12 protein-coding genes are annotated in these 16,223 nt (G+C 51.8%); 2 read left to right on the top strand and 10 right to left on the bottom strand.

The genetic code is table 11. The annotated features are described in order from the left end of the window. Nucleotides 1-11 precede the first annotated feature (11 nt). The 9 genes from CFF01_RS15775 to sfsA all read right to left on the bottom strand — a co-directional run bounded on the left by CFF01_RS15775 (nt 12) and on the right by sfsA (nt 11,660). Entirely contained in the window at nt 12-2,816 is a 2,805-nt protein-coding gene (locus CFF01_RS15775) for an FAD-binding and (Fe-S)-binding domain-containing protein (protein ID WP_088905434.1), read from the bottom strand. Between the two features lie 67 nt (nt 2,817-2,883). Further along, nucleotides 2,884-4,530 carry an L-lactate permease gene (locus CFF01_RS15770; protein WP_088905433.1) on the bottom strand — a complete coding sequence of 549 codons (1,647 nt, stop codon included), beginning with the start codon at nt 4,528-4,530 and terminating at the stop codon, nt 2,884-2,886. 786 nt (nt 4,531-5,316) lie between these two features. After that, a complete protein-coding gene (gene panC / locus CFF01_RS15765) occupies nt 5,317-6,162 on the bottom strand; it encodes a pantoate--beta-alanine ligase (RefSeq protein WP_088905432.1) in 846 nt (281 codons plus the stop codon). A gap of 17 nt (nt 6,163-6,179) precedes the next feature. Beyond that, nucleotides 6,180-6,974 (bottom strand): 3-methyl-2-oxobutanoate hydroxymethyltransferase, encoded by a 795-nt coding sequence (gene panB / locus CFF01_RS15760; protein WP_088905431.1) that lies wholly within the window; start codon nt 6,972-6,974, stop codon nt 6,180-6,182. Between the two features lie 343 nt (nt 6,975-7,317). Continuing rightward, on the bottom strand, nt 7,318-7,806 hold the full coding sequence (gene folK, locus CFF01_RS15755; protein WP_088905430.1) for a 2-amino-4-hydroxy-6-hydroxymethyldihydropteridine diphosphokinase: 489 nt from the start codon (nt 7,804-7,806) through the stop codon (nt 7,318-7,320). Then, entirely contained in the window at nt 7,806-9,248 is a 1,443-nt protein-coding gene (gene pcnB / locus CFF01_RS15750; protein ID WP_052125460.1) for a polynucleotide adenylyltransferase PcnB, read from the bottom strand. The genes folK and pcnB overlap by 1 nt, the downstream gene beginning before the upstream one ends. Nucleotides 9,249-9,340: 92 nt before the next feature. Further along, complete coding sequence (gene gluQRS, locus CFF01_RS15745; RefSeq protein WP_088905429.1) at nt 9,341-10,246, bottom strand: tRNA glutamyl-Q(34) synthetase GluQRS; 906 nt, start codon at nt 10,244-10,246, stop codon at nt 9,341-9,343. A gap of 107 nt (nt 10,247-10,353) precedes the next feature. Then, entirely contained in the window at nt 10,354-10,797 is a 444-nt protein-coding gene (dksA, locus tag CFF01_RS15740) for an RNA polymerase-binding protein DksA (RefSeq protein WP_011866925.1), read from the bottom strand. Nucleotides 10,798-10,955: 158 nt separating this feature from the next. After that, a complete protein-coding gene (sfsA, locus tag CFF01_RS15735; RefSeq protein ID WP_088905428.1) occupies nt 10,956-11,660 on the bottom strand; it encodes a DNA/RNA nuclease SfsA in 705 nt (234 codons plus the stop codon). A gap of 263 nt (nt 11,661-11,923) precedes the next feature. Between sfsA and pepB the strand changes: the two genes are divergently transcribed. Continuing rightward, nucleotides 11,924-13,201, top strand: coding sequence for an aminopeptidase PepB (pepB, locus tag CFF01_RS15730; RefSeq protein WP_088905427.1), 1,278 nt, complete (start codon nt 11,924-11,926; stop codon nt 13,199-13,201). 46 nt (nt 13,202-13,247) lie between these two features. Here the strand turns inward: pepB and thpR are convergent, their stop codons facing one another. Beyond that, entirely contained in the window at nt 13,248-13,766 is a 519-nt protein-coding gene (gene thpR, locus CFF01_RS15725) for an RNA 2',3'-cyclic phosphodiesterase (RefSeq protein WP_088905426.1), read from the bottom strand. A gap of 235 nt (nt 13,767-14,001) precedes the next feature. On the opposite strand from thpR, the gene CFF01_RS15720 reads away from it, so the two are divergent. Next, entirely contained in the window at nt 14,002-16,200 is a 2,199-nt protein-coding gene (locus CFF01_RS15720; protein ID WP_088905425.1) for a putative bifunctional diguanylate cyclase/phosphodiesterase, read from the top strand. The last annotated feature ends 23 nt before the right edge of the window (nt 16,201-16,223 follow it).

Here is a 16,223-nt window from a genome sequence, read left to right as displayed (position 1 = left end):
TTGCGACTAACCTATCGGCTACACTCCTCTAGGAGGTAGGCTAGGTGGCGATAGGAGATACCGCTGTGATGTGATAGACCCACTTCACACATACGGTTAGCGTAATAGCCTTCCTTGATGTCCGCAGGGATCAGTTTCTTGATGTTGCGCAGCGCGCTGGCGTTCATCTCAGGCTTGTACAGGCCTTTCTCACCCGCATAACCACAACACTCGATGCCTTCAGGTAGCTTAACGCCTGCACTACAGGCATCGGCTAAAGCTTGCATCTTAGGCTCAAGCTTCATCTTACGGGCACTACAACCAAAGTGCAGCGCGACATTAACCTTCTTGGTGAAGGTCAGTTTAGGCAAGATCTTATCGTGCATAAACTCGACCAAGTCGGTGATTTCCACCTTAGGGTTACCTGTCAGGGTGCGGTAAGTACAAGAGAGGGCATCGACCACAACGGGTACCTTGCCGTTTTCACTTAGTGCACTTAGGGCATCGATTAGCTCATCGCGCTTAGCATCGGCATTTTTAAAGTCACCCTTAGATTCCCACATCTGGCCACAGCACAGATGACGGGTATTGTCAGGGGTCACCACATTATAGCCTGCACGTTCAAGTAAGGTAACCACGACATCGGGTAGGGTGCGATTGTCTGGGTCTAGTGGTGTTGGACCGAAAGTTCGACCGCCACATGCTGGGAAGTAGACCACGGTTTCTTTGTCTGGAGATATTGGCGATGGCGTAGGCAGGTTAGCGCCTTTAGCGAAATCAGGATTCCAGTAAGGCACCTCTTTAGACACCATGCGGCCCACTTTCATCAGACCGTTGGTGACGCTGTCGCCGGTGACCTTATGGATGATGTTGAGTATATTGAAACCTGTGCTGATCACCTGGTTTACCGCGCCAAAATGTTTGGCTTGGAAATCCAGTACTTTCTGCTCAGTGGTAGTGATATAAGGTGTACGTAGCTTACGTACCAGATTACCCATGCTGTTGTCTACCGGACAGGCGATAGTACACAGCTGACAGGCCGCGCAGGTGTCGACCACATCATACTTGGCGGCAGCGCGCATCTCTTCTGCGGCTTGCTTGTCGCCAGAGGCGTCGAGACGGGCGATTTCACGTAAAGTTGCGATACGCTGACGTGGAGTGAAGTTGAGCGCAGAGGTCGGGCAGGTCTTTTCACAGAAACCACACTCAATACATCTGTCTACAAAGTCATCGACCACAGGGCAAGGCTTGATGTTCTTAACGTGCACGTTAGCATCATCGTTGAGAATCACCCCAGGGTTAAGCAGGCCTTGTGGATCGAAGATCTGCTTGATGCGCTTCATCAGGGTATAGGCATCGGCGCCCCATTCCATTTCGACGAAAGGTGCTACCGCGCGGCCTGTGCCGTGCTCGGCCTTCATTGAGCCGTCGTACTTGTTGATCACCATCTCTGCCACATCTTGCATAAAGGCGTGGAAGCGGTCGATATCTTCCTGTGAGGCGAAGGTCGGTGTGATGATAAAGTGGAAGTTACCCGCTAATGCGTGACCGTAAATCACCCCTTCAGGGTAGCCGTGCTTGTGGAATAGCTCGGTAAGATCGGTCGCGGCATTGGCCAAGTGTTCTAGCTCAAAGGCCACATCTTCGATGATAACCGAGGTGCCTTTAGGACGCTCACCACCAATGATCGGGAACAGGCCTGAGCGCATTGCCCAGTACTTGCTGTAAACCTCTGGGTCACGGCTAAAGGTGATAGGACGCTCAGTTTCGATATGAGCCAGTTTGGCGATCACATCTTGGGTGTATACGTCCAGAGTGGCTTCATCGTTAGCACGGGATTCGATAAGCAGGATCGCAGAGCCTTCAGGTAGCTCGCTCAACCAATCAGGCATCCCTTTCTTACCGGTTACGGCTTTAATCGATGCCCAGTCCAGTAGCTCGGCAGCGGCGACGCTGTCAGATTTGATTGGTGGGATGGCACGGGCCGCATCTTCCATGTTGAAGAATACCGCCATGGCAGAAGCCTTGAACTTAGCCTCATCGACCGTGTTATAGGTTACTTCTTCGACGAAGGCCAGGGTGCCTTCAGCGCCGACGATCAGGTGGTTGATCAACTCAAATGGGTCTTCAAAATCCACCAGGGCATTAATGCTGTAGCCTGTGGTGTTCTTGATAGAGTATTTTTTACGAATACGATCGGCCAGCACAGGGTTGCTGCTGGTGAGTTTCGCCAGTTCGGTCAGCTCGGTAAGTAGCTCCTGATGCGACTCTTTAAATGCCGCCTTAGAACGCTCACAGCCAGTATCTAGACGGGTACCGTCGGCAAACAGTAGCTTAGCCGAGGCGATGGTCTGATAGCTGTTCTGGGCCGTGCCGCAGCACATGCCTGAGGCGTTGTTAGAAACGATACCGCCAACCATGGCTGATGCCAGAGTCGCTGGGTCGGGACCAATCTTTTTGTTGAAGGGCTTAAGCACCAAGTTGGCGTCGCTGCCAATGACTGCCGCGCCTAATGAGATTTGGTTGTGATCATCGCTAACGGCGATCTTTCTAAAACCATCATGGCCCAGGATCAATAAAATCCCTTCGCCAATCGCCTGACCAGACAAACTGGTACCGGCTGCGCGGAAGGTGACTGGGGCATTGTGGGCACGTGCCACTTCTAGGGTGCTTTTGGCATCCTCTAAGGTTTCGGCGTGTACCACTACCTCAGGGACGATACGGAAATAACTGGCATCTGTTGACCAGGCAAAACGACGCACTGCATCGTCTGTTACTGCTTCATTACCGAGTTTTGCGCGTAAATCTGCGACTACTGCTGAATAATTAATCGACATAACATTACTCTTTTAGTTGACCCACAGAAAGGCGGGGTCATCACTTCCGCCTTTCTCGAGTTATCTGTTATAGGCCGCCCCATAGGCTGGCGATAGTACCTGCAATCAAGGCATAACCCAGAGCGACTGGCATTGTTTTACGGATAATTTCTGATTCACGGCCTGCCATACCCACTACGGTAGCGGCAGCAACTACGTTCATCACACACATCATGTTACCCGCGTTGGCACCTATACCCTGAAGGGCTAGGACTAACGCGTGGTTCATGCCGATGTTGTCGGCAACACTATATTGTAGACCCGAGAACATCATGTTAGAGAAGGTTGCAGAACCTGATAGGAAGGCACCGAAGATACCTACGATAGGTGACATCCAGGCCCATATAGCACCCATAGAGCCTGCAAGCATGTCAGCCAGAGCTACCGGCATAGACTGTAGACCCGCTTCGTTAGTCCCTGAGTTTAGGAAGATCTTAACCATAGGCACTGAAGCGCCTAGAGAGATGATAGTCGGTAGCATTGACTTGCAAGAGACAGTGATTGACTCTTTGATGGCTGGTGACTTCATCTTAAAGAGCACGAAACCCAGTATACACACTAGCACAAAGAAGGCGCCCGGGGCGTACAAGGTCGCGAAACCGGCTTTCAGTTCGGTGCCCAGCAGGTTAGTCCAGCTGATGTTAAAGCTGGTCAACCAAGACTTAAGCGGTGCAACGGTACGTGACAGTACTAGCAGACCTGCCATGATGATATACGGAGTCCAAGCGGCAACCTGAGAGAATTGTGCCTTTGTCTCAATCTTAGCTTTGCCTTCTTGGTTATCATTTTCAGCGAAATCGTTCCAAGGTGTCTCAGGAAGTAGCAGACCTTTACGAGCTACTGGGATCACAATGGCCATACCGACAAGCGCACCAATTACAGATGGGAACTCAGGACCGGCGAAGAAGTTGATCAACCATGCTGGTACAGTAAAGGCAAGACCGGCGAACAGGGCAAACTTCCAGATAGCCAGACCTTCTTTGAAGGACTTGTTACGACCGAAGAAGCCTGTCAGTACTGCAACCAGTACAAGCGGGATTAGAGAACCTGTGATCAAGTCGATAGTGATCATGTGCAGTGCAATAAACTGCGCATAGTCAGCGAAACTTGTACCATGCTGAGCGATCTGCTCGGCAGCCATGCTCACACCGCCTTGCATCAGACCCTGCTCCATACCGAAGAGGACTGGTAGACCGATGGCGCCAAAGGAAACACTGGTGGAGTCGGCGATAAGGGCAACCACGGCGGCGGCGATAGGCGGTACGCCTAGGAGAACCAATAATGGCGCGCCGATGGCTGCAGGGGTACCGAAACCGGCACTGCCTTCAATAAATGAACCAAACAACCAACAGATAATGATCACCTGAACGCGGGCATCAGCACTGATATTGGTAAATCCTGCGCGGATAGTATCCATGGCCCCTGAGTATTTCAGGGTATTAAGCAGGAATACAGCACCGAAGATGATGCTGAGTGGGGTGAGGGCGGAGAGTAGCCCTTCAACCACGGAGGCACCGAGTATGGTGGTATCCATTTGCCAGATAAAGACGGCGGCAAGGCCGGTCATTACCATTGAGATGGGCATGGCGCGCGATGCAGGCATCTTGAGTAGCACCAAAAATAGCATAACGCTGATTACAGGCGTCAAACTGGCGAGTAGTTGAAGTAGGGTCATGATTGCCTCTTACTGTCGTCACTTGGTAGTTTTAATTTGTCGATGCTGACTCGTCCGATGCAGCATAGTGTGTTGGGGGAAAGCTATTCCTAAATGGAATCGGTTTATCCTTGATGCGTAATAAACGCTAATTCATCAAATGCAAATATGATCTAGATCATTATGTGCTGATTATGTGAGATGGAGTTAGATGTGTGTGAACTTAGTCTGACGCCTTAAACTAGAAATGTGACGCAGGTCACTAGGCGGCGAGGTCAGTTATAACTTTTAGGAACTAAGAATAGGTTTATTAGCCAAAAAACAGGTATTTTAAAGAGTAATTACTCTAATTAGGTCTCGAAAGTGGAAAAATCTGATCTGATAATTTCAGTTTAGAAGCTAATCGTTTCGGTGACGCTCTTGGGTCACTGTGACCCATGTCACCTTGTAACTCCTATGTGGAGAAGTTGAATTCTTGGTAAATAGGTATTACCACTTGCTTTCAGTGTATTAGGTTCGATAAGTGGTAATCTATCTGAATCTTATGTAAATGAAATGCAGGTGATCTGGATCAGGGTCACTTTTTTGAGCTTTCCTCATATACGTAATTTATTTTCCAAATTTTTCGCAAATAATGGCCAGGGTTGTGAGCCGATTTGGTGCGCAGCCAATGAGTTAAGAAGGATATTTGCGTGTAAGTTGCCGCGATTTGGTGCAGAGATGGGGGGAGAGGCGAGGTAAAAAAGAGATGAGGGCCAAAATCGGCTTCATCTTAGAGAGCTAAAATGAAGCCGTTAAGGTTAACGCTTATCGCTGAAAACAGAGGTTATCGATCAATCGCGTGCTACCCATGAAGGCAGCGGCTAAGATCACTAACTGCTTGTCATCATCACCGACGGCTTGCAGGTTAGCGGCGTTACGCACCGACAGATAATCAGGTTTGAATCCAGCCTGGTGCAGTTGCTCCTGAGCGCGCTGCACTACATTAGGGATAGCTTGACCAGCCGTGATCGCCTTGGCCATCTCATCCAAGGTGCGCTTTAGCTGAGCCGCTTGCTGTTTCTGCTCTTCACTGAGGTAGCCGTTGCGCGAACTCATCGCCAAACCTGAGTCTTCCCTGATGGTATCGACGCCAATGATCTCGATAGGCAGGGAAAGATCTTCTACCATGGCCTTGATCACCATGAGCTGCTGAAAATCTTTCTTACCAAATAGCGCCACGTCAGGTTGGACGATATTAAATAGCTTACAGACTATGGTGGTGACGCCGCGAAAATGACCCGGACGACTGGCACCACATAGTTCATCCGATAGCCCTGGTACCTCAACAAAGGTCTGCTGATCCATTCCCTTGGGGTAGATGATGGCCGGCGTTGGCGTAAACAGCAGCTCGGCACCGGCAGCTTCGAGAGCAGCTTGATCGGCGGCTAAAGTACGTGGATAGGCGTCCAGATCTTCGTTTTGCCCAAATTGCATCGGATTAACGAAGATAGAGACCACCACGTGATCGGCCTGTTTTAGCGCCTCCGTGACCAGGGTGATGTGCCCCTGATGCAGGTTGCCCATGGTGGGCACAAAAGCCACTGTCTCGCCAGCTCTTTTCCACTGACGCACCTTACTGCGTATCTCGGCGATATCTTGGGTGGTGTACATGTTACTGCTACCTTAATTTAGCTAAAAGTATGCTCGGCAGCGGGGAAGATCCCCTTGTCGACTTCTTCGATATAGGCGCGAATCGCGCTGCGGATCTCGCCGGTTTGAGCCAGATAGTTTTTCGAGAAACGAGGAATATAGCCGCTGGAGATCCCTAATACGTCGTGCATGACCAGGATCTGACCGTCGGTGTCAGCGCCCGCGCCAATACCGATAACCGGAATCGTTAGTGCTTCAGTGATGCTTTTCGCCAGTGCAGCCGGGATACATTCGACCACCAGTAACTGAGCACCTGCCGCCTCGATAGCCTTAGCTTCATCGATAATGCGCTGGGCGTTGTCGGCATCTCGCCCCTGAACCTTAAAGCCACCAAAAACATGTACAGACTGAGGTGTGAGTCCTAAGTGGGCACAGACGGGAATGCCGCGTTCGGTCAGCTTGGTTACAGTCTCAAGTAGCCAGTGGCCGCCCTCTAATTTGACCATGTTGGCGCCTGATTGCATGAGCACTGTGGCGTTGTTCATCGCCTGCTCTGGCGTAGCATAGCTCATAAACGGCATATCGGCGATCAACAGAGAGCGCTTGATACCGCGGCGCACGCAGCGGGTGTGATAGGCAATATCTTCAATGGTGACCGGCAGGGTGTCGTCATGACCCTGCAACACCATGCCTAACGAGTCGCCCACGAGGAGGACGTCTATCCCTTCGCTGTCGAAGGCGCCGCCGAAGCTGGCGTCATAGGCGGTGAGTGCAGTGAACTTCTTACCTTCCTGCTTGAACTTCAGCAGGGTAGAGCTGGTTATTTTGGACATAATGCTGGTCTTAACTTTGATTTAGAAAAGGATTCGGCCTAGGGTCTGTTTACCTTTCAGGTTTAATTTTTGTTCAATCTAAAAGCGTTTTGCTCAAGGCGCGTGCTGTGCCGCATAGTTTTTCTATGCAAATAGCACGCAACGCAGGACAAGGCGTGTTTAGATGAACCCTTAGGGCAGCTTTTGCAGTCCATTTCTACGGTGCTATCGCCCGTCTATGTAGAATAACTACATTACACAGGCTCTGCCTGGTATAAATCGTCTACAAAATGCTGGAAAACAAAACAGTAAAGGTCAACAGACTCTACAGTAGTGTGCTTTATAAGCTAACTGGCGCCTAAGTTCAATGATCCAGGGCGAGTTGTTGAACTTGGCTCTTAAGTTCGGGGCTGATGAGTGATGCTAGCGGGGTACCACAAGGAAGGATCAGATCAGGAGACAGATCATACAGAGGGATCAGCACGAAGCTGCGACTCTTCATGCCGTAGTGCGGCACCTTAAGACGGGGAATATCCAGCTGCCAGTCACCATAGAGCAGCAGATCCAGATCTAAAGTTCTCGCTCCCCAACGCACTTGCCGCACTCTGCCCTGTTCGTTTTCGATGGCTTGTAAAGCATCGAGTAGCGCCAATGGTGCGAGCATAGTCTGAAAGCGAGCCACCCCATTGAGGTAGTCCGGCTGCGGCACATCACCCATAGGGGCACTTTGGTAATAGGGAGAGACGCTCACCTGTCCGTCGCTTGCCAGGGATTTCAGTGCCTGACAGGCTTGATCCAATTGGTCTTTTGGGGCCGCGATATTGGCCCCCAGTGCGACGTAGACAGTGAGCATTATTCGGCTTTAGGTGCTTTCTTTGGGCTGCGACGACGGCGATTATTGCGGTTGCGGCTGCCTTTATTGACACTGCGGGCAATCACGCTTCGCTGCTCTTCGTTACCTTCGACAAAGCTCTTCCACCAGGCGGCGGATTTGGCGACATTGCCACCTTCGGCTTCTGCTCTGAGTAGCAGCAGATCATAGGCGGCGCGGAACTTAGGATGCTCGATAAACTTAAAGGCGCGGGTGCCCTGGTTACGGTCGAATCTCAGTTGCAGCTGCCAGATATCTTTTGCCGGTGTGCTGAATCGGCGGGGAATACTGATGGTGCGGCATTGCTGCTCCATCACGTCACCCATTGCAGCGTAGAAGGCATCATATTGGGTTAGGCCACTTTCCAGCGCGATATCATCGGCTCTTTGGCTCAGGGGATACCAAAGCATGGCGGCATAGAAGAAGGCCGGAGTGACCGACTTGTCAGCCTGGACGCGCTCATCTGTGTTGCGCATGATCGCCTTGACCAGTTTATTAACCGGTCCCTTAGGATCTTCCTCTAACAGGTTATCGACCAGCGGGAAGAGGGGGGCGAACAAGCCAAAGTCGCGCATCATGGCTAGGTTGTTTTCTGCCTGACCGTTAAAGAAGAGTTTAAGCACCTCTTCATACATACGGGCGGCGGGAATATCTTGAAGCAGCGGCGCCAGTTCATAGATTGGCTCACTCGCGGCCTTATCTATGTTCATCCCCAGCTTCGTGGCGAAGCGCACGGCGCGCAGCATGCGCACAGGGTCTTCACGGTAGCGTTTTTGCGGATCGCCAATCAGGCGCAGGGTGCGAGACTCGAGATCTTGCAAACCGCCGCCATAGCTGTGGATGGAGAAGTCGCTGATGTCATAGTAGAGGGCGTTGACGGTAAAATCGCGGCGCTCGGCGTCTTCATCTATGGTGCCATAGACGTTGTCGCGCAATAGGCGCCCTTCAGCATTGACCTTAGAGATCTTCTCGCCACTGTCAACATGGTGGCCACGCAGTGTGGCAACTTCGATAACATCGCGACCAAAGACGATGTGGGCCAGGCGGAATCTGCGCCCGACCAGGCGACAGTTGCGAAACAGCTTTTTAATCTCTTCCGGTGTGGCATTGGTGACCACATCGAAATCCTTTGGCTCGAGACCGAGGAGGATGTCACGCACACCACCACCCACCAGGTAGGCTTTATAGCCAGACTTGTGCAGACGATAGAGTACCTTAATAGCGTTTTCGCTAATTTGCTTACGAGAGATTGCATGGTGTTTGCGTGCAACTATCTCTAGGCTTAGTCCCGCTTGTGTGGTTTCTGTGGTGTTTTGATTGTCGTCAAAAAGCTGCTTACAGAATTGACTAATACGGCGAAAAATAGGACACCTCGAACTTGGATCTTGAGTTAGGGTTAAAATTAGGCCGCTATGATAACCCAAATATGGGTTAAAGAGTATACCCGGGCTTTCCCGGTCAACTGGGTTTCGTGACGGCGGTTAGGTTTTGCATTTCACTACTTTAGCGCATCGACTTAAGCGCCTTGCGGCAGAAGGATCTCCTGCTGACACGGGATCCGCTTCAGGTCAAATTGGCTGATGGCCTGGGCTAACATGGTTTCAACTTTGTCGATATCGCAAGGAGCTTGCCCCAGAAAGGCGAGCGCGGCATTGATACTGGCCTGAGGCGCCTCGATATCGATCGCCGGGGCATGATTCTGTTTTGAGAGCTTCATCCCAGGTTGGGCGCAGGCCAGTGGCAGATGTAGCCACTTAGGCGCCGTTTCGCCAAATAGCTCAAAGAGCGTGGCTTGGCGGGCGCTGGAGGTGAGCAGGTCGGCGCCGCGCACCACTTCGGTGATCCCTTGAAAGGCATCGTCCATGACCACCGCCAGCTGGTAGGCGTAGAGGCCGTCGCGGCGCTTGATAATAAAGTCCTCAGCCGCAAAGTCTGGTTCAACCTGGATAGGGCCCAGTAACTCATCATTAAAATGGTCTATGGCCAAGGTATTGTGAATGCGTATCGCGCCTTCAGTATGTTTAGGCATGCGCGCAGAGCAGCGGCCATCATAGGTGCCGCCCATCGCCTGGATCTGTTTGCGGGTGCACTGGCAAAAGTAGGCTTTGTCCTGCTGAACTAATGCGTCAAGCTGCGCCTGGTAGGCGCCTAGGCGATCGCTTTGATAGAGCACGGCGTCGTCCCATTGCAGGCCATAGGCATCTAGAGTCTTGAGGATAAGGTCGCTGGCACCTATGACCTCTCTCGGGGGATCGATATCTTCGATACGCACCAACCATTTACCTTGGTTTGCGCGGGCGCGTAGAAAGCTACCTAGCGCGGCAATTAAGGAGCCAAAATGCAGTGGACCCGAGGGGGAGGGGGCGAATCTACCAACATAGGCCTCTGTGCCGGTGGCTTGGGACGCGACGGCTTTGGGCATAGTGGTTTGAGTATTTGGGGTTTGAGAGTGGTCTGCTTGAACTATCACGGCAAAACCTTTAACGACACATCATAAAAAAGCGGGGCTAAGCCCCGCTTTACGCCAGATTAACCGGCCATCTGTTTCTCTTTGATCTCGGCGAGCGTCTTACAGTCGATACAGAGATCGGCCGTTGGACGAGCTTCGAGACGGCGGATACCGATTTCGATACCGCATGAATCACAGAAACCGAAATCGTCGTCTTCGATCTTCTGCAATGTCTTTTCAATCTTCTTGATCAGCTTACGCTCTCTGTCACGGGCGCGTAGTTCAAGACTGAACTCCTCTTCCTGAGCCGCACGGTCGACAGGGTCTGGGAAGTTAGCCGCTTCGTCTTGCATATGATTCAGGGTGCGATCCACCTCTTCACGGAGCTGACTACGCCAAGCATCGAGAATTTTTTTGAAGTGACCCAGTTGAGCGGTATTCATATATTCCTCACCTGGTTTTTCCTGGTAAGGATCTACACCTGCGATAGCGAGCACGCCAAGTTTTTTAGTGCCTTCAGGCATAACGCATCTCCTGTTAATCATTTGCGTTGTAGGGCGTCTTTATTAAAGGCCGATATCTATATCAGAATCTGATATACCACGCAAATTTTTTAAGCTGCCATAAGTTTATCTTTTGACTATGTCCTCTATTACGCATTAATTCAACTTTTACCTTCTATTTACAACTTGACAGGGCAGGATTTAATCAGACTGGCCCCACTTGGGGATAATTTACTGCTGTAGGCGAGGATCTCCACCCCATTTTGGTGGGCCTGAGTCAGAAGCTCGGCGTAGTCTGGGTCGATATGTTTGGCGGCGGCCACTGAGGTGATCCCCGTGTGTTGCACCACAAATAGCAGTACCGCTCTGTGGCCTTGCTTGACCATCTCCATCAGTTCACGCAGATGTTTTTGTCCCCGAGTGGTGACCGCATCGGGAAAGTAACCCTGGCCCTCTTCTAATAAGGTACAACTTTTGACTTCTATATAGCAGGCGGGTTTGCCCTCGCTCTGCAGTAATAGATCGATGCGGCTATTCTCACTGCCATATTTTACCTCGCGGCGCAGGGTGTCGTAGCCGCTCAGCTCGGTAATAACGCCCGCCTCAATCGCCTCAGCCGCCAGGGCATTCGCGCGCCCAGTGTTGATCCCTATGATGTGGCCCTCATCTGAGGCCGCTTGTTCCCAGGTATGGGCATATTTGCGTTTGGGATTGTCAGAGGTGGAGAACCAGACGGGCTCGCCGGGATAGAGGCAGTTGCGCATCGAGCCAGTGTTAGGACAGTGGATGGTGATCTCTGAGCCATCATCAAGTTGCACATCGGCGAGGAAGCGCTTGTAGCGTCTGAGCAATATTCCCTGTTCAAATGCGGGGGTAAAAATCATCTTGTCGACCTTATTATGCTGCTTATTATTTCTGTGGCTGGGTTTGGCGTTGGTTTGCTATCTCTATGTGGTAACAGACCACGGCTGAGCGCAGCGATTCTACCTTATTTAGCATTATGCTGTCGCACCGCCCTGCTGGCCTAGGGGGAATGGGGTTGATTTAAGCGATTAGATAAAGGCCCATGATTGGCGTTATACTTGGCGCCATTATAAGGCGGAGCCGCTAAAGGTTTCGCGACTCTCTGTACAGAAAAGGAATAACTATGAGCGACGTGATGAAGATTTATCTGACCAGCGATGCACCAGCAGCCCATTGGGGCAGCGCAGATGTGACCTTTACGGCGGGCCAGGCCAATATCCATCTGCAGGCGGGCGATCAGCTACGTCAGGTGCAGCAGGCGGCGCGTAAGCTACGCAATCAAGGGATTAACGAGGTGGCATTAGAAGGTGAGATCTGGGATCTTCACACTCAGTGGGCCTTCGCCCAAGGCTTTGCTACGGCCAAGCAGATAGGCAAGATAGCCTGGACTGGCGACGACGCCATCAAGAAAGTGCTAGACGACAGACGCGACAGCGCGGCCTTCGCCAGGCAGTTGATCAACGAGACTCCTGAAAACTTGGCGCCGGTGACCCTGGCAAATCAGGCTGCCCAGTGGCTGACTAAAGTCGGTGGCGACAAGGTGAGCTATCGCATCGTTGAGGGTGAAGCCCTGCTGGAAGAGAAGTGGATAGGCATTCACTCTGTGGGCCGCGGCAGTGAGCGTGCTCCTGCGCTGCTCGAACTGGACTATAACCCACTGGGTGATGATGCTCCTGTGTCGGCGGCGCTAGTGGGTAAAGGGATCACCTTCGACTCAGGCGGTTACAGCATCAAGGCGTCCGAAGGCATGCTGGGGATGAAGTGCGACATGGGCGGCGCGGCGACCGTGACGGCAGCGCTGGGCCTGGCGATCAAGTCTGGTCTGAATAAGCGTATCAAGCTGTTCCTCTGCTGCGCCGAGAACCTGATCAGTGGCCGTGCCTATAAACTGGGGGATATCCTCACCTACAAGAATGGCGTATCGGTTGAGGTAGTAAACACAGATGCCGAGGGGCGTTTGGTATTGGCCGATGGCCTGCAAGCCGCCTGTGAGACAGGTGCACCGCTGGTGATCGATGCCGCGACCCTGACCGGTGCTGCCGTGATGGCCGTGGGGACTCAGTACAACGCCATCTTCTCGCCAAGTCGTGAGTTGATTAACCGCACCCAAGAGAAGGCTTCATCTGTCGCCGAGATGGTGTGGCCACTTCCCCTCGATCCTTGGCACAAAGAGATGTGTCCATCAGCCTATGCCGATACCGCCAACAGTCGTCCGGTCAAAGGTGGCGGAGCTGGCGGCGCCTCAAACGCTGCCGGTTTCTTATGGCGCTTTGTGTCGGATGACACTCAGTGGTTACATATGGATCTAGCCTCGGCCTTTGCCGATTCGGCCAATGGCTTGTGGGCGGCGGGGGCGACCGCTCACGGCGTGTTAACCATTGCCGAGTTGCTGCAAGACTAAGCTAAGTTGTAGTGAATGTGAAAAACGCGCCAATGGCGCGTTTTTTTTATGTAAGTGTCCAGGAGGCCAATATCTCATATTGCACGCCTTGCTCACTGCTTTGGGAGTGATATAGATGCAGGGCATGGCCATTGAGGGTAAGAGTCGGGGATTTGATATCGGGCAGTGCCTTAGCCTTACGCATCAGGGTGATATGAGGCTGGAAGCTATGCTCACTGGTATGTAGCCCGAGTTGCTGCGCCAAACGCTGACATAGGTTAAACAGGGAGACTAGTTGCGGGTCTCGCGCCTCGCCTTTGAGGCAGAGGATCTTCGGCTTGTCCCAATGCGCTAGCGTATTGAGCGTCACTTCAAAAGCCGGCAGCCGGCGTTGGTGGGCGAGCCGCGCTAAGGTTTCGCTGAGGGCCTCTTGCTGCGCCGCGCTACATTGGCCGAGAAAGGCCAGCGTCATATGCAGATTGTCTCTAGGGACTATGCGCCCTTCGCCACCAATGTTTGCCTGCAGCTGAGTCAATGTGTCGAGCTGAGCAGCATTGGGAGAGATGGCAAGAAAGAGTCGTTTCATGGGTCTATCACCTGGTTGCCGATAAAGGCCAAAGTGTGTTACAAAAATACAAAGCGAATAATATTCTATTTGTTTGATTTTAAGCGAGTTATTTCGTCAATGCTGCATGAGTAGCTAAATGTGTCCTGTTGTCGCGTACTACTAGTGTTTACAACTTAACCTATGGGTAATTCTATGATTTCTGACTATAATCAGTGTCTGTATCAGATTAGCCAATCTAAGGATTAGATAGTATATGTCATCCGATACGCAACACGGATCGCGATCGCTCGAGCAAACTCTTGCTTATTTGTGCGAGCATGATTTGGAAGAGGAACTGCAGCTAGTGTTGCAGGAACTTGCCATCGATAATAATTGCGATGGCTTGTTTTTGTTACGTATTGGCAAAGGCCGTCTGCCTGTGCAGATTGAGGCTATGTATCAGTCTGATACATCCATCTTTAGTAAGCGCGACGCCGAATTGTTACTCAGCAGGGTGGCCAATAATCGCCACCTGCATTCCTATACCTCGCTGCGCGAACCGGCCATCGTTGAAGATGTGGCGGCCGCTATTGACGATGACGATAGTCGTGTACGCCTGAATCAGGCCAAGATCCGCAGTGTATTGCTTTTACCCGTCGGTGGGATCAAGCAATATATTTTTGGGGCTTACCGCTATAACTGCGAAGGACATTGGCCAGAGCTCGTCAGGCAAAAATTACTGTTGGCGGGAAATTTACTGGGTCTGGCGCAAGAGGTGACGCATCAGCGATTAGCGGCCAAGAGTAATGAACTGGTTTGTATCGAACATCTCTATCGCCTGCCTATTCCCTGTGTGCATGTCGGTGCCGATGATAGGGTGATACGTTTTAATCAGAGCGCATCTGAAACCTTGCGTGTAGAGACGCTACAGCGAATAGAAAGTCTGGTACCTGCATTAGCTCAAAAACGCTTTCTTGATACCATGAACCTGGTTAAAGATCAGGTGCTTGAGCAGTCGAGCTGCGAGGTGCCGCTCAAATTTTCCCCCAATGAGGTCGATTCCAAGGTGACCTTTCTCTCCCTCTCAGGGGAGGATGGCCCAATACTCATGTTGGTTGAGCCCGTGAAAGAGGTGGTGGAAGTCACTGATGAGCAGAGACTCTCGCTGAACTTTGATAGCTTAACTGGCCTGCCAAATCGCGCCTATTTTGAGGCTATCTATGATCTGTCCAATCCCTGTGACTGTGAACGTGCCACCTTTGTTGGTTTCATTAATATAGACAGATTTCAAATAGTCAATAATGTCAGTGGTCACAGGGCTGGCGACCATTTGCTGTGCCAGTTGGCCTCTCGCTTGAGCCAGTTGGTGCGCAAGGAAGATGTGGTTGCCAGGCTAAGTGGTGACGAATTTGGCATTTTAATGCCTAATATCGATGGCAAGATTGCCGAGCAGGTGGCAGAACGTATCTGTCAGGCGTTGGCTAACCATGAATTTAGCTGGGAAGGGCGTAAACATTGCGTGAGCGTTAGCATGGGAGTGGCCCGCTGCGAGAGTGATATAGATTCGATATCGGATCTGCTGCGGCGCGCCAGTGCCGCCTGCCTCTTGGCCAAGGAGAAGGGCGGCAACGCCTGGTATTTCTATAGTGCTCAAGATCCTGTGGTAGAGAAGCTCAATACCGAGATGAGCGCCTCGGTGGATATCATTGGCGCCCTGGCTAACGACAGATTTGAGCTCTTTTATCAGCCCATAGAACCCCTGAGTGTGAGTGACGAAGGCTTACATCTGGAGATCTTGCTGCGGATGCGATCTGCCGATGGCGAGCTGATCGCGCCGGGGATCTTTCTACCCGCCGCCGAGCGCTTTAACCTGGTGGCCAAGCTGGATCGCTGGGTGATCGACAAGCTGCTGCGCTGGGGCAGTGAACATATCGATATCTGGCAATCTTTGAGTATGGTATCGGTTAACCTCTCGGCCTTGTCGATCGGTGATAGCGAATTTATCAATTGGCTGGAGATGCGTTTGCTGGGCGAGCCCGAACTGGTGTCTAAGCTCTGCTTTGAGATCACTGAGACGGCGGCGGTCAGCCAGCTGGATCAGGCGACGGAGTTGATCAGCATGGTGAAACCCATGGGATGCAAGCTGGCGCTGGATGATTTTGGCTCAGGTTTCTCAAGTTTTGCCTATCTCAAGCTGCTCGATGTGGACTATGTGAAGATAGACGGACAGTTTATTCTACAACTGTGTGATGACAGGGCGGATCAGGCGATCGTCTCGGCCATCTGCCAACTTGGCCGCGACATGGATTTTGAAATCGTGGCGGAATTTGTCGAGTCGGTTGAGGTGGCCAAACATCTCGCGCGCTTGGGCGTCGAGTATGGTCAAGGCTATGGCATTGCCCGGCCGACATCCTTGGCGACTTTGAGTTCGGGTGAAGGCCTGCATTGGTATCGCCAGCTCTATTGTGAATAGATGTTAACCTTATAGCGCCCTTT

It is taken from the genome of Shewanella marisflavi (assembly GCF_002215585.1).
Lineage (GTDB): Bacteria > Pseudomonadota > Gammaproteobacteria > Enterobacterales > Shewanellaceae > Shewanella > Shewanella marisflavi.
This window is presented reverse-complemented; position numbering and strand designations above follow the sequence as displayed.